Origin of the sequence: Reyranella sp. (genome assembly GCF_965279465.1) — a bacterium.
Taxonomy (GTDB): Bacteria; Pseudomonadota; Alphaproteobacteria; order Reyranellales; family Reyranellaceae; genus Reyranella.
Map to the genome: position 1 here is coordinate 6,205,541 of NZ_OZ257242.1, position 24,963 is coordinate 6,230,503.

19 protein-coding genes and 1 pseudogene are annotated in these 24,963 nt (G+C 66.3%); 7 read left to right on the forward strand and 13 right to left on the reverse strand.

The features are described from left to right. Positions 1-37: 37 nt before the first annotated feature. The gene (locus ACQY8M_RS30180) at positions 38-1,378 is read right to left on the reverse strand and encodes an amidohydrolase family protein (protein ID WP_428675538.1); all 1,341 of its coding nucleotides are present in this window, start codon (positions 1,376-1,378) and stop codon (positions 38-40) included. A gap of 82 nt (positions 1,379-1,460) precedes the next feature. On the opposite strand from ACQY8M_RS30180, the pseudogene ACQY8M_RS30185 reads away from it, so the two are divergent. Both ACQY8M_RS30185 and ACQY8M_RS30190 read left to right on the forward strand, forming a co-directional pair. Further along, positions 1,461-1,811 (forward strand): annotated as a pseudogene (locus ACQY8M_RS30185) (adenylosuccinate synthetase). Positions 1,812-1,948: 137 nt separating this feature from the next. Beyond that, entirely contained in the window at positions 1,949-2,161 is a 213-nt protein-coding gene (locus ACQY8M_RS30190; protein WP_428663873.1) for a hypothetical protein, read from the forward strand. A gap of 638 nt (positions 2,162-2,799) precedes the next feature. On the opposite strand, the gene ACQY8M_RS30195 is transcribed toward ACQY8M_RS30190, so the two are convergent. Continuing rightward, positions 2,800-3,282, reverse strand: a complete 483-nt coding sequence (locus ACQY8M_RS30195; RefSeq protein WP_428663876.1) for a hypothetical protein — start codon at positions 3,280-3,282, stop codon at positions 2,800-2,802. 335 nt (positions 3,283-3,617) lie between these two features. Here ACQY8M_RS30195 and ACQY8M_RS30200 point away from each other — a divergent pair, with 335 nt between their 5' ends. Then, a complete protein-coding gene (locus ACQY8M_RS30200) occupies positions 3,618-5,672 on the forward strand; it encodes a molybdopterin-containing oxidoreductase family protein (RefSeq protein WP_428663879.1) in 2,055 nt (684 codons plus the stop codon). A 48-nt stretch (positions 5,673-5,720) separates the two neighbouring features. Here the strand turns inward: ACQY8M_RS30200 and ACQY8M_RS30205 are convergent, their stop codons facing one another. Continuing rightward, positions 5,721-8,942, reverse strand: a complete 3,222-nt coding sequence (locus tag ACQY8M_RS30205) for a hypothetical protein (protein ID WP_428663882.1) — start codon at positions 8,940-8,942, stop codon at positions 5,721-5,723. A gap of 319 nt (positions 8,943-9,261) precedes the next feature. Here ACQY8M_RS30205 and ACQY8M_RS30210 point away from each other — a divergent pair, with 319 nt between their 5' ends. Together ACQY8M_RS30210 and ACQY8M_RS30215 are read left to right on the forward strand one after the other, a co-directional pair. Beyond that, a complete protein-coding gene (locus ACQY8M_RS30210) occupies positions 9,262-9,747 on the forward strand; it encodes a nucleoside deaminase (RefSeq protein ID WP_428663884.1) in 486 nt (161 codons plus the stop codon). A gap of 17 nt (positions 9,748-9,764) precedes the next feature. Further along, entirely contained in the window at positions 9,765-11,306 is a 1,542-nt protein-coding gene (locus tag ACQY8M_RS30215) for an amidohydrolase family protein (protein WP_428663887.1), read from the forward strand. Positions 11,307-11,363: 57 nt separating this feature from the next. Here ACQY8M_RS30215 and ACQY8M_RS30220 read toward each other — a convergent pair whose 3' ends face one another. The 8 genes from ACQY8M_RS30220 to ACQY8M_RS30255 all read right to left on the reverse strand — a co-directional run bounded on the left by ACQY8M_RS30220 (position 11,364) and on the right by ACQY8M_RS30255 (position 19,403). Continuing rightward, a complete protein-coding gene (locus ACQY8M_RS30220; RefSeq protein ID WP_428663890.1) occupies positions 11,364-11,684 on the reverse strand; it encodes a helix-turn-helix domain-containing protein in 321 nt (106 codons plus the stop codon). A gap of 236 nt (positions 11,685-11,920) precedes the next feature. Then, positions 11,921-12,874 carry an IS110 family transposase gene (locus tag ACQY8M_RS30225; protein ID WP_428663893.1) on the reverse strand — a complete coding sequence of 318 codons (954 nt, stop codon included), beginning with the start codon at positions 12,872-12,874 and terminating at the stop codon, positions 11,921-11,923. A gap of 284 nt (positions 12,875-13,158) precedes the next feature. Then, positions 13,159-14,001, reverse strand: coding sequence for an ABC transporter permease (locus ACQY8M_RS30230; protein ID WP_428663896.1), 843 nt, complete (start codon positions 13,999-14,001; stop codon positions 13,159-13,161). 1 nt (position 14,002) lies between these two features. Then, positions 14,003-14,950: an ABC transporter permease gene (locus tag ACQY8M_RS30235; protein WP_428663899.1), complete on the reverse strand. Its 948-nt coding sequence runs from the start codon at positions 14,948-14,950 to the stop codon at positions 14,003-14,005. Next, positions 14,950-16,116 carry an ABC transporter ATP-binding protein gene (locus tag ACQY8M_RS30240; RefSeq protein WP_428663902.1) on the reverse strand — a complete coding sequence of 389 codons (1,167 nt, stop codon included), beginning with the start codon at positions 16,114-16,116 and terminating at the stop codon, positions 14,950-14,952. The genes ACQY8M_RS30235 and ACQY8M_RS30240 overlap by 1 nt, the downstream gene beginning before the upstream one ends. 31 nt (positions 16,117-16,147) lie before the next feature. Beyond that, positions 16,148-17,329: an ABC transporter substrate-binding protein gene (locus tag ACQY8M_RS30245; protein ID WP_428663905.1), complete on the reverse strand. Its 1,182-nt coding sequence runs from the start codon at positions 17,327-17,329 to the stop codon at positions 16,148-16,150. A gap of 103 nt (positions 17,330-17,432) precedes the next feature. Further along, positions 17,433-18,932, reverse strand: coding sequence for an amidohydrolase family protein (locus ACQY8M_RS30250; RefSeq protein WP_428663908.1), 1,500 nt, complete (start codon positions 18,930-18,932; stop codon positions 17,433-17,435). A 57-nt stretch (positions 18,933-18,989) separates the two neighbouring features. Beyond that, positions 18,990-19,403: a VOC family protein gene (locus tag ACQY8M_RS30255; RefSeq protein WP_428663911.1), complete on the reverse strand. Its 414-nt coding sequence runs from the start codon at positions 19,401-19,403 to the stop codon at positions 18,990-18,992. Between the two features lie 137 nt (positions 19,404-19,540). Here ACQY8M_RS30255 and ACQY8M_RS30260 point away from each other — a divergent pair, with 137 nt between their 5' ends. Then, on the forward strand, positions 19,541-20,827 hold the full coding sequence (locus ACQY8M_RS30260) for an amidohydrolase family protein (protein ID WP_428663914.1): 1,287 nt from the start codon (positions 19,541-19,543) through the stop codon (positions 20,825-20,827). 12 nt (positions 20,828-20,839) lie between these two features. Here the strand turns inward: ACQY8M_RS30260 and ACQY8M_RS30265 are convergent, their stop codons facing one another. Both ACQY8M_RS30265 and ACQY8M_RS30270 read right to left on the reverse strand, forming a co-directional pair. Further along, positions 20,840-21,913 carry an amidohydrolase family protein gene (locus ACQY8M_RS30265; protein WP_428663917.1) on the reverse strand — a complete coding sequence of 358 codons (1,074 nt, stop codon included), beginning with the start codon at positions 21,911-21,913 and terminating at the stop codon, positions 20,840-20,842. Between the two features lie 10 nt (positions 21,914-21,923). Continuing rightward, a complete protein-coding gene (locus tag ACQY8M_RS30270; protein WP_428663920.1) occupies positions 21,924-22,904 on the reverse strand; it encodes a Bug family tripartite tricarboxylate transporter substrate binding protein in 981 nt (326 codons plus the stop codon). A 161-nt stretch (positions 22,905-23,065) separates the two neighbouring features. Here ACQY8M_RS30270 and ACQY8M_RS30275 point away from each other — a divergent pair, with 161 nt between their 5' ends. Then, the gene (locus ACQY8M_RS30275; protein ID WP_428663923.1) at positions 23,066-24,793 is read left to right on the forward strand and encodes a flavin-containing monooxygenase; all 1,728 of its coding nucleotides are present in this window, start codon (positions 23,066-23,068) and stop codon (positions 24,791-24,793) included. Positions 24,794-24,963: the final 170 nt, after the last annotated feature.

Below are 24,963 nucleotides of genomic sequence, written 5' to 3' on the forward strand. Positions count from 1 at the left end.
CGACGGCGACCCGCGGCCGGCAGAGGCCGACATCGGCCTACAAGCTGTTCTTGTGGAGTTTTCCATCCTTCATGATGACGACGAAGTTCTTCGTCGGATTCTCGATCAGCGAGATGTTGGCGATCGGATCGCCGTCGACCAGCAGCAGGTCGGCGAGTGCGCCTTCCTCGACCACGCCGAGCTTGCCGGGATACGGATTGCGCTTGCCGGACAGCCCCAGCAGCTCCGCGTTGGTCGCCGTGGCCATGATCAGCGTCTGGGCAGGCGTGTACCAACGGACGAGGCTCGCCAACAATTGTCCATGACGCGGCGCCAGTTGCGGAGAGAACAGGATGTCGGTGCCGAACGCCGTCTTTATCTTGTACTTCTTCGCGAACTCGTAGGTCCTGTTCGTACCGGCGAAGACCTCGTATGCCTTCTCTCGCTCCAGCGAGCCGGGCGGAAAGGCGTTCGCCAGCTCGTCGGGAAACGGCTGGGTACTCAGCCAGATGCCCTTGTCGGCCATCAACTCGGCAGTCTGCTGGTCCATCAGATGGCCATGCTCGATGCACTTCACGCCGGCGGCGATCGCCCGCTGGATCGAAACGGGCGTGTAGGCGTGCACCGTGACGTAGGTCCCCCAGTTCCGGGCGGCCTCGACGGCGGCGCGCAGCTCGGGCTCGGTGAAGGTGGAGGCGTCGAGCGGACTGTGCGGCGAGGCCACGCCACCCCCGGCCGTCAGCTTGATCTGTGTTGCGCCGAGCATGAGCTGCTCGCGCACACGCAGCCGCACCTCATCCGGACTGTCCGCAATCATGGCTGCGCCGACCTGCTCCCCGCGGGACTGCGCACCACCCACGGTGCGCGGCAACTCGAAAGGTTGCCGGAAGTCGCCATGACCGCTGGTGACGGAGATGATGGCGCCGGACGGGTAGATGCGGGGGCCGGGGATGATCCCCTCGTCGATCGCTCGTTTGAGCCCGAATGTCGGCCCGCCCATATCGCGAATGGTCGTGAACCCGCGCATGAGAGTGTCCGCAGCCTCGGCGCCTGCCATGAGGTTCAGGTACCCGACGTCCGCGGTGAGCAGAACTGGCACGCTCGGCCGCACCAGCATCGCGTGCCAGTGCATGTCGATCAGCCCGGGCATCAGCGTGCGGCCGCCGCCGGCAATTGTCCTGGCGTCGGCGCCGGAATCGACCGGAATCGGATCCTTCGAGATTTTCTCGATCGTGTTCCCCCGGATAAGCACGTTCAGGCTCGCGCTCAAAGACTCGCTCTTGCCGTCGAAGACTCGGACGTTCTCAAAGAGGGTGAGCGACGGCTCGACCGACTGAGCGAACGCCGAGCTGACGAAACCAAGTCCCGCAGCGACCAAGATGAACACACGAATGACCATGGCATTCTCCGCAAGCAAGTGGCCGGGATAAACCTGTCCGCGCCTTGCCGGACATTCTATTCCAGAGACGTACCGCCGGACGGTGCAAAAATGCCCGGCCGCTGGCCCACTTCCGAGGGCGCGTGGGTTCGTCATCGCCAAGGCCTACACTACCCGGGTTAGCGACGGCCCGTTCCCAACCGAGGTGCTCGACGAGGTCGGCAAGGGCCTCGGCACGCGCGGCACGGAGTTCGGCACCAACACCGGCCGTCCGCGGCGCTAGGCTGGTTCGATGTCGTGATGGTGCGCCGGGCGGTCAAGCTCAACGGCATCCGCGCTGACCAAGCTCGACGTGCTCGACGGCGAGAAGGAGATCAGGGTCTGCGTCGCCTGCGAGCTCGACGGCGAGCACATCGCGCGGTTCCGTTCACGATGGGCGCGCAGGCCAAGCTGAAGCCGGTCAAGGGAGGCCCAGCGAACGCATTCGAGAGGTTGGCCGAAGGGAGCTTCGCATGTTGTGCCTCGAAACGGCCCCGTCCGAGCCGTTTGGCTGTGCTATGGCATGGCCATCAAACAGAATTGGAGAGTTCAATGGCTAAGAAACCTGGCGGCCGGGCAGAGTTCGTATTTTTCAACGTCACCTACGAGGACGGCTCACAGCGCTCGAACCGGCGAGTTCCCGCAAGCGTCGTGGCGGATGGGGATAGTCAAGCACGCGTCGCAATAGAGGAGCAGGACCGTGTCGTGGCAGAAAAGTCGGGCATCCCTCCTCTCACCATCAAGACTATCGCCAGAGTGGCCTGAGCCAGCGCTGGCGCTGTCGTCTTCTGGTGAGACGGACGCACACACTCGGGGGAGGTGCTGGCTCCTCCGAGGAAATGGGTGCATGGCTCCGAAAGACGCGGCGGGGGATTTGTTGGCTTCGCCTTGGTGCTCTCAGCACGCTGGATCGAGGAGTTCCGTTCCGACGGTTCGCGCTAGGCTGCCACTAGTCGTTCACCTCCTCTTCGGGGAAACGTCAAGTCGGCCGCGAAGCGTGACAGGTGGCGTAGAAGCATCCGCGCAGGCAGCTCGCTGTTCCACCGCAACCGCTTGCCTCTCCAGTTCCTGAGCATGCTGAATGAGGCGTAAGCGGTCACCAGACGCCAGCAGTCCGTATGCTATGCAGCGGGCCCGTTCGGCAGCCTGACGAGCCGCCCGAATAGGGCCGGTGACGGCGGGCACGATGATCATTGAGCGGCACCTCTCTTATGTGCTGTCGTTATCCGGGCAGCGAACTGCCCGCGGTATCCCGACACACCGACGGCGATGGCCGGACCGGCATCCCGGACGGCCTCGGCGTTGCTAGAGATCGCGTCATCAGCAATGGCCAGGCAGAGATCGCGGGCGCGCGCTCTAATGGGTAGCGCGCTTCATGGCGCCTCATTTTTGATAGCGCTGCACTACTGTTGCGTCGACACGGCAGTGTCATGGCTCATGTTGAGATCAGGATCGCCGACGAGGTGCAGGCCGAGAAAAAGTACCGCAACGCCAAGCGCCACCCACACCAGCCAATTCACGGCTCGCAACTTGTTCTTCGCGCTGGCGATAGGTGCGGCTCCGGCGGCGCGTGTGACGCCCACCAAGGGAATGACGGCCGCGCTACGCCCCGGAAGCCAGTTCACCAGACGAACGGCGATCGCCTCAGACTCCGAGGCCTTCCAGTCTCCTTCGGGGAGCATGGCAATCGTGACGGCGAACACCCGCGCGGCAGTTTCCCGAGGAAGCTCCGACAATCGCGCGGCTTCCTGCCACGGATCAAAGCCCAGCCGGGCCAACGCCGAAAGGACCGTGAGCGGTAGCCCGACCCTCTCCTCGCCCACGGCGGCGAACAGAAACGCGTTATAGGGTGAATTGCCGAGCGAGTATTCTGGACGCAAGGTCATGACCGCTCCGCCTGGCTAAAATTCGATACGCCCGCCCTGCGTTACACTCCACAGATTCTTCGGACATTGGACGGCGAGCGCTTGGCCCTCGCCGCGGGATGCATTGGCTAGAAGTGGTGACGGTTGGCCCGCGAACAAGCGTTCTGTGCGTGGAATGACCAACTCAGCGCATTAGGTCGACTTCGCCGTGCGCGCACAGGGGTGTACGCGTGGTCTCGGCGTCACGTCCCGAATTCCCCGGCTGCCGTTCGAGCCCATACTTTCCCCCTCACCACCGCGGGCGCAAGGGGCTGACGGTGCTTGCCGCCGCGGCCCGGCGCGGGTTCACTCGTGCCATGGGAAAAGAATTCTGGAAGTCGGCCTGCCCGCACGATTGCCCGAGCGCCTGCTCTCTCGAGGTCGAGCGGCTGTCCTCGACCCGGATCGGACGCATCCGTGGCGCCGCTGAGAACAGCTATACCGATGGCGTGGTCTGCGCCAAGGTCGCCCGCTATGCCGAACGGGTCCATCATCCCGACCGGCTGAAGCAGCCACTGCAGAGGATCGGCGCCAAGGGCAGCGGGCAGTTCCGGCCGATTTCATGGGACGCCGCGCTCGATGAGGTCACCGAGGCCTTCCAGCGCGCGACCCTCCGGCACGGGCCCCAGACGGTGTGGCCCTACCACTCGGGCGGCACGATGGGCGTGGTCCAGCGCTACGGCATGGAACGGTTGCGCAACGCCATGGGCTATTCGCGGCAGAAGACCACAATCTGCGTCACGCCGGCCGAATCGGGCTGGCGGGCCGGCGTGGGCAAGCTGCTCGGCGCCGATCCGCGCGAGATGGCGGAGTCCGACCTGATCGTGGTGTGGGGCGGCAATCCGGTTTCGACCCAAGTCAATGTCATGACCCACGTCGCCAAGGCGCGACGCGCCCGTGGCGCCAAGCTCGCGGTGATCGACGTCTATCGCACGCCGACGGTCGAGGCCGCCGACATCGGGCTCGTGCTGCGGCCCGGCACCGATGGCGCCCTGGCGCTCGCCATGATGCACGTGATCCTCGCCGAAGGGATGGCCGACCGCGACTACCTCGCGCGCTACACCGATTTCGGCCCGGACATCGAGGCGCATCTCGCCGACAGGACGCCGCAATGGGCGAGCGCCGTCACCGGGCTCGGCGTCGAGGAGATCGTCGACTTCGCCCGCCTCTACAGCCGCACCGAGCGCAGCTTCCTGCGGCTGGGCTTCGGCTTCACCCGCTCGCGCAACGGCGCGGCCGCGATGCACGCCGTCTCCTGCCTGCCGGCGATGACGGGAGCGTGGAAGCACAAGGGCGGCGGCGCCTTCTTCCTGCGCTTCGACCATTGGGGCCTCGACCTCGCCCGGGCGCACGGCCTCGACCTGATCGATCCCGCCACCCGCATCATGGACCAGTCGCGCATCGGCCCGGTGCTGTGCGGCGAGCCGGACGCGCTGGCCGGCGGCCCGCCGGTCACGGCCATGCTGATGCAGAACGCCAACTCCGCCAACGTGGCGCCGGACAGCAGCGCGGTGGCGCGCGGTCTGGCGCGCGAGGACCTCTTTCTCTGCGTGCACGAGCAGTTCATGACGGCGACCGCGCGTTACGCCGACATCCTGCTGCCGGCGGCGATGTTCCTCGAATACGACGACATCTACTACGGCCTCGGCCACACCCATCTCACGGTCGGGCCGGCGGTGCTCGACCGCTACGAGGACTGCCGAACCAACCACGAGCTGATCTGCGCGCTGGCCCGACGACTCGGCGCGCCGGCCGACCGCTTCGACATGAGCGCCGTCGACCTGCTCGACGCGATCCTGCGCGCCTCGGGCAAAGGCACGTGGACAGAGGCGGTGCAGCGCGGCTGGATCGACTGCGACGAGGGTTTCGATGCCTCGCACTTCACGGCGGGCTTCCCGTCGAGCGACGGCCGCTTCCACTTCAAGCCCGATTGGGCAGCGGTCGGGCCCTACCATGCCGGCCTGCGCGCCCTGCCCGACCATCTCGAGAATCACGAGCAGGCGAGCGAGGCCTTGCCCTTCCGCCTGGTCGTGCCGCCGGCGCGCGGCTTCCTCAACACGACCTTCAGCGAAACGCCGGGATCGAAGAAGCGCGAAGGCGAGCCGCGGGCCCTGATCCACGAAAACGATGCGGCGCGGCTGGGCATCGTCGAGGGCATGCTGGTGCGTCTCGGCAATGGACGCGGTGAGGTCTGTCTGCGCGCGCGGCCGGCGCTGACAGCGCAACCCGGCGTCGTGATCGTCGAAGGCAACTGGCCGAGCGATGCCTACCCCGACGGCGTCGGCATCAACACGCTGATCGGCGCCGACCCGGTCCCGCCCAATGGCGGCGCCGCATTCCATGACACGGCCGTGCGGATCTCGCTCGATTAGGTCTCCGGCGTCGTTGCTCCATGCACCCGGCCACGACATCTCCCTGCGCTAGACGATGACGAAGTCGGCGTTGGTCAAGGCGAGGCCGGCACCGAGCTTTGCGAACTGGATCGAGCCGCCGGCGGCGCTGCCGTTGCTGTCGAAGAACAGCTTGCCGGTGTCGGTTTCGTAGATGATGCGGTCGCTGGCATCCTGTGCCGTGCCGCTGGCGTTGGCAGTGAACTGGGCGAGGCTCAGCGTGCCGGTCCCCACGATGGTGTCGAACACCGCGTTGTCGAGCCGGATCGTGTCCGCGGCGACGTTGAAGTCGGTGATCGTGTCGACGATGGGCGCGTGGAGGGAACTCCCGAAGACGAATATGTCGGCGCCGAGCCCGCCGGTCAGCACGTCCGCGCCCGCCCTGCCGTCGAGGACATTGTTGCCGGCGTTGCCGATGAGGGTGTTGTCGAGTGTGTTGCCCCGGCCGTTGATGTTGGCGCTGCCCGTCAGGGTCAGCCGCTCGATGTATTGGCCGGTCAGATCGAAGCCGACGGAGCTGATGACTTGGTCGGTGCCTTCGCCGTCGTTCTCGGTCACCGTGTCGCCGGCAATGTCGACCATGTAGGTGTCGTTGCCGGTACCGCCCGCCATCGTGTCCACGCCCGTCTTGCCGTCGAGGACGTTGTTGCCGGCGTTGCCGGTGAGGGTGTTGGCGAGCGAGTTGCCGGCGCCGTTGATGTTGCTGCTGCCGGTCAAGGTCAGCCGTTCGATGTACTGGCCGGTCAGGTCGAAGCTGACGGAGCTGTTGACCAGGTCCGTTCCTTCACCGTTCTTCTCGACCACGACGTCGCCGGCATTGTCGACCGTGTAGGTGTCGTTGCCGGCACCGCCCGTCATCCTGTCCGCGCCCGTCTTGCCGTCGAGGACGTTGTTGCCGGCGTTGCCGGTGAGGGTGTTGGCGAGCGAGTTGCCGGCGCCGTTGATGTTGCCGCTGCCCGTCAGGGTCAGCCGTTCGATGTACTGGCCGGTCAGGTCGAAGCTGACGGAGCTGTCGACCTGGTCCAATCCCTGGCCATCTTTCTCGATCACCCTGTCGCCGGCATTGTCGACCGTGTAGGTGTCGTTGCCGGCGCCGCCCACCATCGTGTCCGCGCCCGTCTTGCCGTCGAGGATGTTGTTGGCCGCGTTGCCGGTGAGGGTGTTGGCGAGCGTGTTGCCGGTGCCATTGATGTTGGCGCTGCCCGTCAGGGTCAGCCGTTCGATGAACTGGCCGCTGAGGTCGAAGCTGACGGAGCTATTGACCTGGTCGGCGCCGTCACCGTTGTTCTCGATCACGATGTCGCCGGCATTGTCGACCGTGTAGGTGTCGTTGCCGGCACCGCCCACCATCGCGTCCGCGCCTGCCTTGCCATCCAGGACGTTGTTGGCTGCGTTTCCGATGAGGGTGTTGACGAGGCTGTTGCCGGCCAGCGAGAACGCCTCGTCCGTTGCCTGTCCGGAATCGACGCCGCCGATGATGCCGTTCTCGACATTGGCGCCGAGCGTGTACGAGGTCAGCGCATGCAGCGCGACCGCGCGGGCGACGAGGACCGTATCGATCCCGCCTCCGGCCTCCTCGATGACCTCGTCGTACTTCGTCACGAACTGCGGGATCGGCGCCCCTTCCAAGGTCGTCGTCGCGTCCAGGACGAGATAGAGGTCGTCCCCCGCGCCGCCGACGAGCGTGTCCAGCCCGAACCTGCCGTCGAGGATGTCGGCGCCGCCCCCTCCGCTCAGCGTGTTGCCCCCGCCGTTGCCGGTCAGCACGTTGTCCAGCGCGTTGCCGACAAGGGAGAACGGCAGATCGGACGGCTGGCCGGTGTCGACACCGGCGACGATGCCGTTCTCGATGTTGGCGCCAAGCGTATAGGACCTTGGTGTGCCGCCACCGGGAATGAGATCCACGACGACCGTGTCGGTGCCGCCGTCCGCCGCCTCGGTGACGATATCGTACTCCGTCACGAGTTCGGTGGGGAACGGTGTTCCGACCAGGCTCGTGGTCACGTCCAGGAGGAAATACAGGTCGTCGCCCGCGCCGCCGATGAGGGTGTCCAACCCGAACTTGCCGTTCAGGAAGTCGGCGCCATCCCCGCCGCTCAGCGTATTCGTCCCATTGTTCCCCGTCAGCGAATTGTCGAGCGCGTTGCCGACGAGAGAGAATGGCAGGTCGACCGGCTGGCCGGTATCGACACCGGCGACGATGCCGTTCTCGATGTTGGCGCCAAGCGTGTAGGACCTCGGTGTGTTGGTACCGGGGATCAGGTCGACGATTACCGTGTCCGTGCCACCCCCCGCTGCCTCGGTGACCGCATCGTAGGACGGCGTGAGGGCCGGGATCACCAGCTCCGGCGCCGCGGTGGGGAGGAGGATGATGAGTGGAAAAGTTACGTCGAGGAGGAGGTACGTGTCGTCGCCGGTGCCGCCGATCAGCGTGTCTAAGCCACTTCCGCCATTGAGAACGTCGGCGCCGGCATTGCCGGTGAGGGTATTGTCGGCCCGGTTGCCGGTGAGCGAATTGTCGAGCTCGTTGCCGGAGAGCGAGAAGGCGAGGTCGGAGGTCAGGCCGGAATCGATTCCGCCGATGATACCGTTCTCGACATTGGCGCCGAGCGCGTAGGACGTGGGCACGTTCGTCCCTGTCCCGGCACGCGCCACGAGCACCGTATCCGTGCCGCCGCCGGCCGCCTCGGTCACCCCGTCGTAGGACGGCGTCAGGACCGGGATCACCAACTCCGGCGCCGCGGTCGGGGTAAGGACTGGAAACGTTACATCGAGAAGGATGTAGGTATCGTCTCCGGTGCCTCCGACCAGCAAATCGGACCCGAGCTTGCCGTCGAGGACGTCGGCGCCGTCCCGGCCTTCGAGCGTGTTGTCGGCGCGGTTCCCAGTCAGGATGTTGTCGAGGGCGTTGCCGATGAGCGTGAACGGCGCGTCCGGCGGAACCCCCAGCACCTCGGGCGGCAAGGTGTCGACGCCGCCGATCGTGCCGTTCTCGACATTGGCCGTGAGGGTGTAGGACAGGCCGAGGCCGCCTGGCGCTGCCGCGCGCTGGACGATGACGGTGTCGGTGCCGGCACCCGCCGCCTCGACCACCACGTCGAAGCCCACGAGCGCGAAAGCGTCCGTCAACAGATAGACGTCGTCGCCTCCCAGGCCAAAGAGCTGGTCGAAGCCTCCCATTCCCCACAGGAAATCCGAATCTTCGGTGCCCGTGAGGGGCTGAGGCTCGTCGTCGCCGATGATGTCCGCCATGACCGTCCCCTGCAGCTTACCGCGGGACTCGAAAGAGGTGCCCGCGGGGGTTGACCGACCCGCCTCGAATCCCGCGAAAGCCCGCAACCTGGACACAGATCGCGGAACATACGGTGCCCGATCGATCGTCACCAGTGAATAGCCAATGAATAAGGCCGGTCCGTGACTTCCCGGAGGCGCCGGCGGTGTATCAGGCAAAGTGGACGCTTTCTGGCCCAATGTTGAGACGCATCGAGCGCTTCGTCTCCACCATAGGCTGCCAGGCGATGTGCCAAGGCACGACGTTTGCTCCGTGTCGGCGGGTTCCCGGGAGGCCGCCATGACCGAAGCCGATTTCATGCGTTACGCCATCGACCTCAGCATCCGCAGGATGAAGGAGGTGGGCGCGGCGCCCTTTGCCGCCGTCATCGTCAAGGACGGCGAGATCGTTGGCGAAGGCTGCAACACGGTGCTGATCGACCACGATCCCACGCTGCATGGCGAGGTCGCGGCGATCCGCGACGCCTGCCGCCGGCTCGGCACGTTCGACCTGTCGGGCTGCGACATCTACACGAGCTGCGAGCCGTGCGAGATGTGCGTCGCGGCCATCTGGTGGGCCCGCCTCGACCGCGTCTTCTATGCCAACGCGCTGGCCGACACGGACGCGATATTGCCGCTCGACGGGTTGGCCGACGACGTTCGTCGTCCGATCGGCGACCGCTCGGTCCCGGCGCGCCAGCTCATGGCCGCCGAGGCCTACACCGTCATTGAGGCGTGGGTAAAGAGTGGCCAGGCCGCCGCCCTGATGACCCGCCCGAAGCGCTGAACCGGAGGAGCCGCCGCATGTCTACCCTGATACGCCAAGCCACCATCATCGCCATGGACGAGCGCCATGGCAGCACGCCGTTCGTTGGCGACATCCTGGTCGAGCGCGACCGCATCAAGGCGATCGGCTCCGACCTCGGCCCGCAGGCCGCCGAAGCCGACACGGTGATCGAGGGACGCGACCGGCTGGTCATGCCGGGTCTGGTGAACGGGCACCTGCACTCGGGCGAAGCCCTGTTCAAGGGCCGCTACGACAACATGCCGCTCGAGCTCTGGATGCTCTATTGCTACCCGATCCTCGGCTCCACGCCGCCGGGCGACCGGCTGATCTATCTGCGCACGATGGTCGTGGCGATGGAATCGCTGCGCAACGGGGTGACCACCGTGGTCGACGACGTCTACGAGCTGGGCGGCCAGTCGATGAGCCAACTCGGCCAGGTCTTCCAGGCCTATGACGATGCCGGGCTGCGGGCCAACGTCTCGGGCCACATCATGGACCGGCCGTTTCTCGACACGATCCCCTTCGCCCACGAGATGATCCCGGCCGAGCTTAAGGCGAAGGCGGCGTCGATCCCCACGCCGGGCGTGTCCGGCTATCTCGCCTTCTGCAAGCACGCCACGGCGCACTTCCACGACCGCGCCGGCCGCCTGCGCTTCATGATCGCGCCGTCGGCGCCGCAGCGCTGCACCGAGCCGCTGATGCTGGCGGCCGACGCGCTGGCACGGTCGATCGGCTCGCCCTTCCACACCCACATCCTGGAAACCAAGACGCAGGCGGTGACCGGGCCGGAATTCCACGGCAAGACCCTGATCCGCTACATGCACGACCTCGGCCTGCTGCATGCCGGCACCACGATCGCCCATTCGGTCTGGGTGACCGACGAGGATATCGCGCTGATGGCCGATGCCGGCTGCTCGATCGTGCACAACGTCATCTCCAACCAGAAGCTCGGAGCCGGCATTGCGCCGCTGCGCAAGCTGCTCGACGCCGGGGTCAACGTGGCGCTGGGATCGGACGGCATCTGCAGCAACGACACACCGCGCATGTTCGACGTGATGCACGCCGCGGGCCTGCTGCACTCCATAACCTCCCCCGACAACGACACCTGGATCAGCGCGTCGGAGGTCCTGGAATGCGCCACGATAAAGGGCGCCAGGAGCGCGCTGCTCCATCACGAAACGGGCTCGCTCGAGGCCGGCAAGAAGGCCGACCTGGTGATCCTCGACCTCGACACCGCGCCCTTCACGCCGCGCAACGACCTCTGCAACCACCTGGTCTATTGCGAGAACGGAAGCTCGATCGAGACGGTTATGGTGAATGGCGAGGTGGTGGTGAAGGACGGCAAGCTGACCCGCGTCAACGAGGCGGACCTGCTGGCCGAGCTGCGCGAGGCCTGGGCCGCTTATCTGCCGGTGCACGCTGCGATCGAGGCCGAGAATGCGGCATTTCATCCGCACTTCGCCGCCATCCACAAGCGTTGCACCAGCATGGATGTCGGCATCAACCGCTACGGCAGCGACATGCCGGCCTGGAAGGGCCACAACCGGCGGGCCAATTGACCTCCGAAATGGTCGCCGGATCGAACGGACGCGTTTTGGCTGCCCTGTGGCCCGTCGCTAAACGAGATCGTCGAGGTCAACCTTCAGCGCCTCGGCGATCTTCTTCATAGCGGCGACGCTGCCTTCTTTCTTGCCGCCCTCGATCTCCGAAATGCAGGGCGCGCTCAGGCCCGTTGCCGAGGCGAGATCGCGGGCGGACATGCCGCGATGGGTGCGCCACGCGCGGACCTTGCTCTCGCCGTCGAGGATGCGCTTGACGACATCGGCGGGGATGAACTCGTCGCGGCCCGCAGAGATGTTGGCGACGACCTTGTCGGCCCGGGCGATATCTGCCTGGTCGAGGAGCTTCTCGTACTCGGTAAGAGGGAGAACGGCCAAACTGATCCCTCCGCCGATGCCTGCCGGATAAGATTTCCTCCCTGCGCGGAAGCGCGGGGAGGTGTCAGCCGCTGACGGAGCAACTGTCTTTTCGAAGGAGGAGTGGGCCGATGATCGTCCGGCGTCAAGGCTGGCGCGCAGACGCGCCACCGCCTTCGGCGGCCAAGGGCCTTGACCCCGGCCGCTCCTCGGCCCCAGAGCGCCTCCAAGGCGTCGGCGCGCTGCGCCGACGCGAGCTAGGCGACGGCGTGCTTTTGCGGGTTCCAGGTCTCGCCGCGGGCGACCATGGTGTTGAGGATGACGATCAGCTTCCGCATGCAGGCGATGAGGGCCACCTTTGGCTCCTTGCCCCTCTCCCTCAGGCGCTTGTAGTAGGCTTTGAGGACCGGATTTCCGCGGGTCGCGGCGCCGACGATGGGCAGGTACAGCAGGTTGCGCAGCTTGCGCCGACCGCCCCGGATGAAGCGGCGCCCCTGATGCTTGCCGCTGCTGTCCTCGTAGGGCACGACGCCGACCAGGGCAGAGGCCTGCTTGTTGGGAACAAGACCGAGCTCGGGCAGGAAGGCGATCACGCCGGCGACGCTGATCCTGCCGAGGTTGGGCACGCTGCGGATGATGCGCGCCAGCTCGGCGAACCGCGCATTGGCCTCGACCCTGTCCTCGATCGCAGCCTCGAGAGCCGACACCTGCTCTCTCATGGTCTTCTCGATCTTGCGATAGCACCGGCGAATCTCGTCCGGCTGGTCGTCCTCGCCGAGGTGGGCCAAGCGCGTCTTCAGATCCATGAGGTCGGTGCGCGCGCTGACCAGCCGGTCGAGTTCCTCGCGCGCAGCATCGGGCTGCCGGCCGATGCCGTCGGCAAACGTCTCGCCAAACCAGGCGATCATGCGGGCATCGATTTTGTCGGTCTTGGCCAGCTGGCCGGCCGAGTGAGCGAAGCGGCGCACCCGCTTGGGATCGACGATCCACACCTCGAGCCCGGCAGCCTGCAGCAGCCGCGCCCAGCTCCTCTCGTAGCCCCCGCTGGCCTCCATCACCGCCTTGTCCACCTGGTGTTGCTTGACCCACTTCACCAGTCGGCGGCACCCCGACGGCGTGTTCGGGAACGACGCTTCCGCCCCCGCGCGCAGCGCCACGTCGACCTTGTCCTTGGCGACATCGATGCCGACAATCGTCCTGTTCTGTGCCATCCTCCGACTCCCTTCCTTGCTCGTTCGGGCTCAAGGCCCACGCAACTGTTCGGGTTTAGGGAAGACACCGGACCTGTCCCTCGCTCCGTCACAGGCTATGCCTTAGGGGTCAACGGGCTCAGCTCCAGCGACGGGCGGTTGCGTCAACAGCCGCCCGTTTGCACATTCTCTCAGATTTCAAAGACACAAGGGGTCATAAGCAACGAGGGCGGTGCTCATAACCCCTCCGTCGCGGATTACCGCGCCACCTCCCCGCGCGACGACGCGCAGGGAGGAGCATGAATCTACTTACCTCCTGACCGATATTGCGCCAGGAGGATCGGGAAGAGCAGCAGCTCGACGCCGATCAGCGACAGCATCGACAGGCCGAAGACGATGCTGCCCACGGCGTTGAGCGAGGGATCGACCGAGCCCACGATGTAGGCATAGACGGCAACCGGCAGGGTCTGCTCGAAGCCGGAGACGAACCAGGCGACGATGAACTCGTCGAAGGAGAAGGTGAAGGCGAGCAGCCAGCCGCCGGCGATGCCCGGCAGCGCGAAGGGCATTACCACCTTCCACAGCGTCTGGAACTCGGTAGCGCCGAGATCCCAGGCCGCCTCCTCCAGGGTGCTCGGCATCTGGCCCAGCCGAAGCTGGATCACCGCCATCGCCGGGGCGGTAATGATGACCATGTGCGTCAGGATCACGCTCAGGATCTGGCCCTGCAGGCCGATGCGCGACAGCAGGCCGAGGAAGGCGACGCCCAGGATCAGCGGCGGGATCAGCACGGGCAGCACCAGCAGCACCGAGAAGCCGCCGCGGCCCCAGAAGCTGAAGCGATGGATCGCATAACCTGCGAGGAAGCCCAGGACCGAGGCGCCGGTCGCCGCCACCGGCGAGACGATCAGGCTGTTGCCAAGCGCCGCGAGCAGGGTGCCGTCGGCGAACAGCTTGCCGTACCATTGGACGGTCCAGCCCTGGCCGGGGATGCTGGCGAACTGCCCCTTCTGGAACGAGAAGACGATCATGGTGACGATCGGCAGCATCAAGAAGACGTAGCCCACCGCCATGTAAAGGCGCCCGGCGAGGCGCCAGCCGCGGCCGTCGGCCGCCAACGGATCGACCGGGCGGAGCGCGGAGGCCATCTCAGCCGGCCTCGACCTTGCTGCGCTCGGCCACGGCTGCACCGCCCGCCAGCATCAGCACCATGACCAGCACAAGGATCATCGCCAGCGCCGCGGTGCGCGGCAGGTTGGTCGAGCTCGCGTACTCGCTCATGATCATGTTGGAGAAGAGCGGCACGGAGCCCAGGAAGGAGCGGCCGGCCCCGCCGCCCAGCAGCGCCCCCGACAGCACGTCGCCGAAGCTCACGATGGCGGCGAAGCTCGTGCTGATCACCAGCCCGGTCCGGCTCATCGGCAGGATGACGCGGCGGAAGGCCTGCCAGCGGGTGGCGCCGAGATCGCGCGCCGCCGCGATCAGGTCGCGATCGATGTTGGCCACCGTGACGTAGAGCACCACGATCAGGATCGGCGCGAGATAGTGGATCAGGCCGATGCGCGTCGCGACCTGGGTATAGATCAGGCTGATCTGCAGGTTCTCGAAGCCGGCCCAGGCAAGCGCCGAATTGATGATCCCCTTGTTGGCCAGCAGGATCTGCCAGGAGAAGAGCCGCAGCACGTAGCTGCTCCAGAACGGTGCCACTGCCAGCATCAGCAGCAGCCGGTGGCGCGAGGGCGGCGCCACATAGACGATCGCCAGCACCATCGGAAAGCACAGCAGCACGGCGAAGAAGGCGGTGCTGAGCGACACCCAGAGCGACTGGGCGATCGCCAGCGCGTAGTTCGACTTGGCGAACATGTGCTGGGCGATGTCGAGGTAGTTCTCCAGCGAGAAGGCGGGAACGACCTGGAAATCCTCGACCAGCCAGAACCCCAGCACGACCAGGAAGACGAGCGGCGCCGCGAAGAAGACGAGCGAATAGGCGAGCGGAACGCCGATGCCCAGGATCTTGAGCGAGCTGACACCGGCTCGGGCCGGCGCCGCCGAAACTTCGGTCGCGACAGATCGACCGGCGCTGGCCGCAACCGTCATCAGGTTCCCAATGCGACGTAGGACCGGCCGCTCGGAATGTTCTCCTCGCCCGGCACGATGTTGGGGCGCAGCACGGTGGTGTCGGCCGGCGACCAGTAGAGCTGCATCGCCATGTTGATGGCGGTGCGCTCGGACTGGCTGAACGGCTCCTGCGCCACCATCTTCACCTCGCCGCCGCTTTCGGTCTCGAGATGGTAGATGACCTGCGAGCCGGTGAATTCGCGCCCCGACAGGACGGCGCGCAGGCCGTTCTCGCCCGCAACACCGGTCGGCCGGCTCCGCACCTTGTCCGCCTGCACCACCAGCGACACGGTCGAGCCCCTGCCCGGCGGCCGCTCGCCGGCGGCGGCGCTGATCAGCGCGTCGGCGCACTGCACCCGGATCAGACCGTCCTGCACGTCGACGACCTTGCCGTCGAAGATGTTGTTGCTGCCGACGAACTCGGCAACGAAATGCGTCCGCGGACGGGTGTAGATCTCCTCCGGCGGGCCGAACTGCTCGATCCGTCCCTTGTTCATCACGACCACGCGGTCGGCCATCGAGAACGCCTCGCTCTGGTTGTGCGTGACGTAGAGGAACGACAGGCCAAGCCGTTGCTGCAGGCGCTTCATCTCGCTTTGCATGCGGATGCGCAGATGCGCGTCGAGCGCACTCAACGGCTCGTCCAGCAGCAGGATCTCCGGCTCGGTGACCAGCGCGCGCGCGATGGCGACCCGTTGCTTCTGGCCGCCGGAGAGCTGGCTGATGCGGCGGTCGAGGAACTGGCCAAGCTGCACCAGCTCGGCGATCTCCTCGACCTTGGCCTTGACCGCCGCCTTGTCGTGACGGCCGAGCGTCAGGCCGAAGGCGATGTTGCGACGGACGTCAAGATGGGGAAACAACGCGAAGTTCTGCCAGACCAGCCGGGTGCTGCGCTTGTGCACCGGCAGCGCCGAGATGTCCTGGCCGCGCAGCAGCAGCTTGCCGGTCGACATCGATTCCAGGCCGGCGACGATGCGGAGCAGGGTAGTCTTGCCGCAGCCGCTCGGCCCCATGATGGCGACGAACTCGCCGCGCTCGATCGAGAGGTCGACCGATTCGAGCGCGACGAAGTTGCCGAAGCTCTTGGCAATGCCGCGCAGCTCCAGATCGACCTGCGGCGCGGCGCCGTCGGGAAGCGCGTTCATCGGCGTACCTGTTGCCGCCGCCCCGTTGCCGTCATCCCTTGCTGGTCTTGAACTCGTTGTAGATGGCGATCCACGCCTTGTCGGGCTGCTTGACCGGCAGCCCGCGCGGCACGCTCTTGTCGATCAGCGTCTCGACCAGCATCTGCCCGGGATTCTTGGGATCGGGCACGTAGCTCATCAGCTTGGTCTGTTCCTCGTTCCAGAACTTGGTGACCTTCATGTTCGGGGCGCGCGCCTTGAATCCCTTGGTGTAGACCAGCTCGGACTGGACGCGCGCGCCGCTCATATACTCGACCCACTTCAGCGCCAGCTCCTTGTTCTTGCTGTCGGCGGCGACCGCGGCCGCCTCGGTCCAGCGGATGCTGCCTTCGTCCGGCACGGTCGAGGCGAAGTTCTTGTGGCCGGCGCCGATCAGCGTGATCTCCATGTCGCCAGTCGGCGTCACCCAGGCGTCCTCGTTGATCAGCGCATTGACCAGTCCCTGGTTCTGCTCGCTGAACACGCCGATCTGCGGACGCAGCTTGAACAGCCACTCCTTCACCTTGGCCAGCTCGGCGTCGGAAATATCATACGGAGCCTGGTTGTTCGGCTTCACCGCGAGGCTGGCATTGCTCATGTTGGGCAGGTACCAGTCGAACAGCGCCACCTTGCCCTTGTATTTCGGCAGGAACAGCGAATTCCAGGTCTTCGCCTCTTCCTCGGTCATGTACTTGGTGTTGTACGAAAGGCCGTAGAAGCTGAAGCGGGTCGGCACCGCCCAGATCTTGCTGTCCGGCGCACGCAGCGGCGGGAAGTCGCGATACTTCGGATGATAGTCGGCGAGATTGGGAAAGTCGGAGGCCTTGAGAGGATCGATTGCCTTCTGCGCCGTCAGCTTCTGGACGTACTCGGCATCGCTGATGATGGCGTCGAAGGTGCCCTTGGGCGACTGCGCGAGGAACTGCAGCATCTGCTCGCCGCCGATGTAGGTCTTGAACTCGACCTTGCAGTCATTCTTCTGCTCGAACTCCTCGATGACTGGCTTTTCTTCGTACCCGGGCCAGCACAGCACGCGCATGCGGCCGGCGGCGTGGGAGGAACGGCTGAAGATCGTGAGCCCGCTCCAGGCGGAAACACCACCTGCAGCAGCAGCCCCCAAAAACCGGCGCCGCGTGGCCTTCGAACCCGACAGCGTCGCTGGAATAGAGCTGCCTTTTGCTTTTTTCTCCGTCATCTCGGCCTCCTTGATCGGCGGTCTCGGCGTCACCTGCAAAGCGAGGCGGGGCGCCGGTCGGACGGCACGGACGACGCAACTTCCATGCCACCGATGGCAGCAATCAATGAGCGTGGCCGTAGCGATGGATGTGATAGGGCGCGTTCGACAGGCCTACGCAGAAGCTGCCGACCAAGCCCTCGAGCTGGGCGCTGAGCACTTTGGCGCCCTCGTTCAAGGTCGCGAGCCTGGCGCGTGCGGCCTCGCAGTCGCGGGCGAGCTTGGTCATGTCGCAGCCGACCTTGCGGCCCTTCTCCACCACCATGCGCCCGCCCACCATGACGGCCTCGACGCTGGTGCCGTCCTCGGTGAGGACGAGCTGGTTGGTCGGATCGTTGACCGGCATCCAGTTCACCTTCTCGAGGTTCAGGAAGACGATGTCGGCCTTGTAGCCCGGCGCGATGCGGCCGATCCGCTCGAAGCCGAGCGCCCGGGCGCTGCCGATCGTGGCCGCATTGAGAATCTCGTCGGAGCGCAGCCAGCGGGTGTAATCGGGGCCCTGGACATTCGAGACCATCGAGGCGTAGTGCATCGCCTCGTACATGTTCTGATTGTCGGAGCAGTTGGCCGAATCGGTGCCGATGCCGAGGCTGACGCCGAGCTCGAGCATGCGCCGGGCATTGGCGATGCCCGAGCCGAGCCGCATGTTGCTTCCGGGGTTGTGCGAGACCGAGGAGCCGTGGTCGGCCAGCCGGCGCATGTCGTCGTCGTCGAGCCAGACCCCGTGGGCGACGGTGAAGTCCGGCCCGAGCAGGCCGAGCCCGTCGACATGCGCGGTCAGCGTCTTGCCGTAGCGCTTGAAGGCCGAAACCGCCTGCACCTTGGATTCCGCCACATGGCTGTGCAGCACCACGCCATACTCGCGCGCCAGCCGCGCCGAGCCGGTGATCAGCGCATCGCTGCAATGGAGCGGGATGATCGGCGCCACGCCGAGGCGGACCTGCTCGCGATCGTGCTTCCAGCCGTGCAGCGACTCCCGCATCATCGCCAGCGTGCTTTCGAACGGCTGCTCGTCGAAGGCGGCCACTTCACGGCGCAAATGGTCGGGCATAGCCTCCAAGAGGCCGGGGATTGCCTGGTAGAAGGAAAGGTCGGCCAGCATGGGAGCCACCACGGCCCGCATCCCGGCATCGGCATAGGCCTGGCCGATCGCGCTCATCTCCTCGACCGAGGCGAGCGGATAGCCGAAGGTCAGGTCGTAGGCGGCCGTGCAGCCCTTCAGCAGCATCTCCACCGCGCCGAGATAGGTGTTCAGGTATTTTATCTCGAGATTCTGGTTGGCCATGAAGCTGGCCGCACCGACCCAGAGCAGCTCGAGCGACCAGCGATCCGCCGTGCCCTTGCTGAGATTGCCCATGCCGTGGGTATGCCCGTTGATCAGGCCGGGATGGAGCAGCCGAGCGCCGGCATCCATCACCCGCGCATCGGACGGCGCCGGCAGGCCGGGCGGACCGAGCTCGGCGATGCTGTCGCCGATCACCAGGATATCGGTCGGCGGCGCGGTGTGGCGGTCGATATCGATCAGGCGGCCGCCGCGGACGATGATCTTCTCTGGGCTCGGCATGGTTTGCTCCGGTAGGCGGCGGACACGCCGTCTGGCAGCAAGCCCCATGCCAGCCGGTCAGACCGTGCGCGGCGGCCCGACCCAGCAATATATCTCCCAAACATTATCGTCTGGATCGCAGAAATAAGCGGCGTGGGCATTCCAGGAATAGGTGCGCGGGGCCGACCGGAAAACGACGCCGCGGGCGGCCAGCTCGACATGCGCCGCATCGACCGCCGCCGCCGAGTCCATGCGGATCGCCAGCATGGCATGCGGGCCCCGGCGGGGCGGACCGTCGAACTCGAGCCCACGCCGGACATCGGCTTCCTCCCACAAGGCCAGGATGGTGCCGTCCATCCAGAATTCGGCGAAGCCGGTATCGAGCCGCTTCAGCTCGAGCGCCATCCGGTCGCGATAGAAGGCGATCGCACGCGGCAGGTCGGCGACAAACAAGGCGACATCGGTGATCCGGCTCAATCCCGCAAGTGGCATGGCAGTTCCTCCCCAGCGGAACGAAGCAATCTTCTTGCCGGCGGTATGGTCCCTGTCTTGCTGGAGGACTGTCGAGGTGTAGTTTCCTCCCTGCGAGCAACGCGGGGAGGAACAATGATGTAGGAGACTTCCCGGCCATGCTCGACCTGATCGTACGCAACGCCACCCTGCCCGACGGCCGTCGCGGCATCGATGTCGGCGTGCAGGCCGGACGCATCGCGGCCATAGAGCCGCAGCTGCAGGCCTCCGCCAGCCAGATCATCGACGCCCAGGGCCTGCTGCTGACGCCGCCCTTCGTCGACCCCCACTTCCACATGGACGCGACCCTGTCGGTCGGCCTGCCCCGCCGCAACCGGTCCGGCACGCTGCTCGAAGGCATCGCGCTGTGGGGCGAGCTGAAGCCCAGCCTGACGCAGGACGCGATCGTCGAACGGGCGCTGGCCTATTGCGACTGGGCGGTGGCGCAGGGCCTGCTGGCGATACGCAGCCACGTCGACATCTGCGATCCCCGCCTCCTCGCCGTCGACGCCCTGCTCGAGGTCAGGAAGAAGGTGGCGCCCTATCTCGATCTTCAGCTCGTTGCCTTTCCCCAGGACGGGGTCTATCGCTCGCCCGGCGCCCTCGACCTCCTGAAGGAGGCCCTGCGGCGCGGCGTCGACGTGGTCGGCGGAATTCCCCATTTCGAGCGCACGATGGAAGGCGGCCGCGCATCGGTGCGCACCCTTTGCGAGATCGCGGCGGAACAGGGACTGCTGGTCGACATGCATTGCGACGAGACCGACGATCCGCTGTCACGCCACGTCGAAACCCTCGCCGCCGAGACCGTGCGCCTCGGATTGCAGGGGCGCGTGGTGGGTTCGCACCTCACCTCGATGCACAGCATGGACAACTACTACGTCTCGAAGCTCATCCCGCTGATGGCGGAAGCCGACCTCGGCGTGATCGCCAACCCGTTCGCCAACATGGTGCTGATGGGCCGGCACGATACCTATCCCAAGCGTCGCGGCATGACACGCGTGCCCGAGCTGATGGCCGCCGGCCTCACCGTGGCGCTCGGCCAGGACAGCACGATGGACCCGTGGTACGGCCTGGGCAGCGGCGACATGCTCGACGTCGCGCACATGGCCGTGCACGTGGCCCAGATGACCGGCCTCGACGCCATGGCCGCCTGCTTCGCCGGTGTGACCGAAAACGCCGCCCGGCTGATGCACCTCGAAGGGTACGGGCTGGCGCCAGGCAACAGGGCCGACATGGTGCTGCTCGACGCGAGCGACCCTGTCGATGCCATTCGCCGGCGCTCCACGCGCCTCGAGGTCATTCGCGGCGGGAAGGTCATCGCTTCCGCGCCGAAGCAGCGATCCTCGCTCGCGTTGCCCGGGCGGCCCGCTGAAGTCTCGTTCTCATGGCCGCCCTCCAGCAAATGAAGGTGTTCGACGTCAGAGGTCGACCTTCAGGGCTTCGGGCAATCGGTCGAGGTGGTAAACGCGCATCGCGGTGCCGCTGAACAGAGCGGCCTTCTCGGTCGCTCCAGCGCCGGACGCGAGGCGCTTCAGCGCGTTCCACAGCACGGGGTAGCTGCACATGCCCTTGTCGACCGGGAAGTTGCTCTCGAACATGCAGCGGTCGGCGCCGAACGCCTCGATGCAGGTCTCGATATAGGGCCGCCAGCTCGCCGCGAGCTCCTCCGAGCCCGGCGGCTTCGGACGGCGGTGGAAGTCGAAGCCGGTGACGTACATCGTAAGGCCGCCGAGCTTGACCACGACGTTGGGAAGCGCCGCCAAGGTCAGGATCAGCTTCTTCCATTCCGGGAAGACCTCGCCGTGCTTGCCGGCGAACGGCCCGATGCCGAGCGGCCCGCCGACATGATCGACCACGACCGTCAGCTCCGGCACCGCGCGGGCGAGCGCGATCACGTGCGGCAACTGCGTGTGATAGCCCCACACGTCGAGCGGCAGGCCGTGCTTTGCCAGACGCCGGGCGCCGTCGTGGAAGGCAGGATTCTCGAGCGGTCCCGGCGGCGGCGCCACGAGGTTCGAGGTCACCTCCGGCGAGGGATGCCACGCGGTGCGATTGCGGATGCCGCAGAAGCGCGCACCGGCAATCGCCTTGTGCGCCTCGAGCAGCGGATCGACCTGGTCCCCCAGGGTCAGGTCGACCATGCCGATGATGCCGGCGCAGGCCCGCGTCCTGCCGTGGCGGCCGCTGGCGCTCATCGCGGCGATTCCGGTAACGAACTCGGTCTCGCCGAGCGACTTCTCGCCCTCCGGACCGCCGGCGCGATACATCTCGCCGCACTGCACGAAGATCGTGCCGCGGATGTCGTGGCCGCTGCCCGTGTCCGCCAGCAGCTCGGGCAGCAGGTACGAGCCCTCGGTGCGCTGCCACAGATGGTGATGCGGATCGATGATCGGCAGGCCGGGCTCGAGGATCGGTTCCTCGGTCAGCCGCAGCCAGTCCTCGCGCACGATGATCTGCCGGCCATGGCCCAGCAGCGGATCGTCGACAGCCATCGTGTTGCTCCTACTCGATGCGGATGTTGGCGCTCTTCACCATCTCGGCGAAGAAGGCGATCTGGGTCTCGCGGAAGGCGGTGAACTCCGCCACTGTGTTGGCCGGCGCCAACGCGCCGAGCTCGGCGAGGCGCGCCTTGATCGCCGGTAGCTGGTACACGGCGTTCATGTCGGCATTGAGCTTGGTGATCAGCCCGCCATCGGTCCCCGCCGGCGCGAACACGCCATTCCATTCCCAGGTTTCGAAACCGGGCAGGACCTCGGCGATGCCAGGAACCCCCGGCAGCACCTCGATCGGCTTGGGTCCAGTATGGGCCATGCAGGTGACTTCCTTGGCGGAACGCAGGCCGACCGACCCCGGCACGTTGCCGAACTGAAGCGGGATGCGGCCCGCGAACAGATCGTTCCGCGCCGATCCCATCTCCTTGTAGGGCACGTGATTGATCTTGATGCCAGCGCGCTGGTTCAACAGCTCGAGCGACACGTGCTGCACCGTGCCGACACCGGTCGAGGCGCAGTCGAGCCCGCCCGGCTTGCTCCTCGCCAACGCGATCAGCTCGGGGATCGTCTTCGCCTCGAACTGTACGTTGCGCGTCAGCGTGTTGGGCGTCTGCAGCGACAGAAAGATCGGCAGCAGGTCGCGCCGTGTGTCATAGGGCAGCTTGCCGGCGAACAGCGAGGGGTTCACCGAATGCGCCGTTGCATCGTACAGCAGCGTGTAGCCGTCGGCCGGCGCGCGGGCGACGCTCTGCGCGGCGATCGTGCCGGCGGCGCCCGGCTTGTTGTCGACGGCAAAGCTCTGCCCGAGCCTGTCGGTCAGCCCCGCGCACAGGATGCGGCAGATGACGTCCGCCGTGCCGCCGGGGCTGTAGGCGTTGACGACGCGCACGGTGCGCGCCGGATAGGCCTGCGCCCGCGCGATCGTGGGGGCGGCCAGCGCGGCAGCGGCTGCCACGACGGTGCGACGGCCGAGCATTCGAGTGCGGGACATGTCGTTTCCTCCATTTGTTGCAGAGGAGCCTGCAGGCACGGTGCTTGCACCGGCAAGCGCGATCGGAGTCGACGGCTTGCTCTTCGAAACCGGAGGCACCGAACCGTTGCGTGGCCCGAGAGGCGATCGCCATAGTGTTCACGTAAGGAGAGATTCGAGCCATGACTGAGCGCCCAACAATAACCGACACCGTTCTCGACGCCGTCGTCGTCGGAGCGGGTTTTGCCGGCATGTACATGCTGCATCGCCTGCGCGGCCTCGGCTTCACGGCGCGTGCCTTCGAAGCGGGGAGCGGCGTCGGCGGGACCTGGTACTGGAACCGCTATCCGGGCGCACGCTGCGACGTCGAGAGCATGCAGTATTCGTTCTCCTTCTCGGAGGAGCTCGACCAGGAGTGGGACTGGTCGGAGAAGTACGCGCCGCAGCCCGAGATTCTGGCCTATGCCAACCATGTCGCCGATCGCTTCGACCTGCGCCGGCACATCCAGTTCGATACGAGGGTGACCGCGGCAACTTTCGACGAGATGGAGAAATGCTGGACCGTCGAGACCGACCGCGGCGACAAGGTCAGCGCGAAGTTCTGCATCATGGCGGTGGGCTGCCTGTCCGCGCCCAACCGCCCGCGCTTCGAGGGCATCGAGGAATTCGGCGGGCCGGTCTATCACACCGGCGAGTGGCCGCATGACGGCGTCGACTTCACCGGGCTGCGCGTCGGCGTCATCGGCACCGGTTCGTCCGCGATTCAGTCGATTCCGATCATCGCACAGCAGGCCGCCGCCCTGACGGTGTTCCAGCGCACCGCGACCTACACAGTGCCGGCCTGGAACGAGAAGCTTTCTCCGGAGTACCGGCAGTCGATCAAGGCAGCCTATCCGGCGCTGCGCGCCAAAGCCCGCGCCCGGCCGACCGGCATCTTCTTCCCCTTCAACATGAAGCCTGCCCTCGAGGCGAGCCCCGAGGAGCGCGAGAAGGCCTACGAGGAAGCCTGGGCGCGGGGCGGCCTGCCGTTCCTCGGCGCCTATGGCGATCTGTTGTTCGAGAAGGCTGCCAACAACACCATCGCCGACTTCGCCCGAGCCAAGATCCGCGGCATCGTCAAGGATCCGGCGACGGCCGAGCTGTTGTGCCCGGACAACGTCTTCGGCTGCAAGCGGCTATGCGTCGATACCGGTTACTTCGAGACCTATAACCTGCCGCACGTGAAGCTGGTCGACGTCTCGAAGACACCGATCGAGCGATTCACCAAGGGCGGCATCGAGGTCAATGGCGTCGAATACCCGCTCGACGCCGTGGTTTGCGCCACCGGCTTCGCCGCGATGACCGGATCGTTCGACAAGATCCGGATCACCGGGCGCGGTGGCCTGACGCTGGCGGAGAAATGGCGCGCCGGCCCCCGCACCTATCTCGGCCTGGCGTCATCCGGGTTTCCGAACTTCTTCACCATCACCGGCCCGGGCAGTCCCTCGGTGCTGGCCAGCATGATCCAGTCGATCGAGCAGCATGTCGACTGGATGGTCGACTGCATGGCGCATCTGCGCGACACCGGCGCGCGCTCGATCGAGCCCACGCTCGCTGCCGAGGACGCCTGGGTCGAGCACGTCAACGAGGTGGCGCAGGTGTCGCTCCGCTCGACCTGCAGCTCCTGGTACGTCGGCGCCAACATCCCCGGCCGGCCGCGCGTGTTCATGCCCTATATCGGCGGCTTTCCCGTCTACGTGCAGAAATGCAACGAAGTCATGAGCGCGGGATTCGACGGCTTCGTCCTCGACACGCCCGCCGCGAGCAACGCCGAGCCGAAGGTCCGCCTCACCGAACGCTGGCGCGTGCCCCTCGACATCGACGTGATCTCGCCCGCTGCCGTCGCCGCCAAGCGGGTGCCGGTGATCTGAAGTTCCTGCGTATAAGCTCGCCTCCCCGCGTCGCGGGGAGGCGAAGAAGGTGACGCGCGCTTCTGCACCGCGTTCGGCCTGGGAGGCAGACCGGTCCGACGACCTTATCCAGGCCGCTCCAACCCAAGCTGCTTGACAATACGTACGGTTATACCGTACACAACTTGCCA

Bases quoted from the DNA above. Each gene is read 5' to 3' on its own strand.
- ACQY8M_RS30250 (WP_428663908.1), bottom strand. From the start codon at position 18,932: ATGCCGAGCCCAGAGAAGATCATCGTCCGCGGCGGCCGCCTGATCGAT.
- ACQY8M_RS30270 (WP_428663920.1), bottom strand. From the start codon at position 22,904: ATGTCCCGCACTCGAATGCTCGGCCGTCGCACCGTCGTGGCAGCCGCT.
- ACQY8M_RS30195 (WP_428663876.1), bottom strand. From the start codon at position 3,282: ATGACCTTGCGTCCAGAATACTCGCTCGGCAATTCACCCTATAACGCG.
- ACQY8M_RS30205 (WP_428663882.1), bottom strand. From the start codon at position 8,942: ATGGCGGACATCATCGGCGACGACGAGCCTCAGCCCCTCACGGGCACC.
- ACQY8M_RS30235 (WP_428663899.1), bottom strand. From the start codon at position 14,950: ATGACGGTTGCGGCCAGCGCCGGTCGATCTGTCGCGACCGAAGTTTCG.
- ACQY8M_RS30215 (WP_428663887.1), top strand. From the start codon at position 9,765: ATGTCTACCCTGATACGCCAAGCCACCATCATCGCCATGGACGAGCGC.
- ACQY8M_RS30260 (WP_428663914.1), top strand. From the start codon at position 19,541: ATGCTCGACCTGATCGTACGCAACGCCACCCTGCCCGACGGCCGTCGC.
- ACQY8M_RS30245 (WP_428663905.1), bottom strand. From the start codon at position 17,329: ATGACGGAGAAAAAAGCAAAAGGCAGCTCTATTCCAGCGACGCTGTCG.
- ACQY8M_RS30210 (WP_428663884.1), top strand. From the start codon at position 9,262: ATGACCGAAGCCGATTTCATGCGTTACGCCATCGACCTCAGCATCCGC.
- ACQY8M_RS30255 (WP_428663911.1), bottom strand. From the start codon at position 19,403: ATGCCACTTGCGGGATTGAGCCGGATCACCGATGTCGCCTTGTTTGTC.
- ACQY8M_RS30275 (WP_428663923.1), top strand. From the start codon at position 23,066: ATGACTGAGCGCCCAACAATAACCGACACCGTTCTCGACGCCGTCGTC.
- ACQY8M_RS30225 (WP_428663893.1), bottom strand. From the start codon at position 12,874: ATGGCACAGAACAGGACGATTGTCGGCATCGATGTCGCCAAGGACAAG.
- ACQY8M_RS30200 (WP_428663879.1), top strand. From the start codon at position 3,618: ATGGGAAAAGAATTCTGGAAGTCGGCCTGCCCGCACGATTGCCCGAGC.
- ACQY8M_RS30190 (WP_428663873.1), top strand. From the start codon at position 1,949: ATGGCTAAGAAACCTGGCGGCCGGGCAGAGTTCGTATTTTTCAACGTC.
- ACQY8M_RS30180 (WP_428675538.1), bottom strand. From the start codon at position 1,378: ATGGTCATTCGTGTGTTCATCTTGGTCGCTGCGGGACTTGGTTTCGTC.
- ACQY8M_RS30230 (WP_428663896.1), bottom strand. From the start codon at position 14,001: ATGGCCTCCGCGCTCCGCCCGGTCGATCCGTTGGCGGCCGACGGCCGC.
- ACQY8M_RS30265 (WP_428663917.1), bottom strand. From the start codon at position 21,913: ATGGCTGTCGACGATCCGCTGCTGGGCCATGGCCGGCAGATCATCGTG.
- ACQY8M_RS30240 (WP_428663902.1), bottom strand. From the start codon at position 16,116: ATGAACGCGCTTCCCGACGGCGCCGCGCCGCAGGTCGATCTGGAGCTG.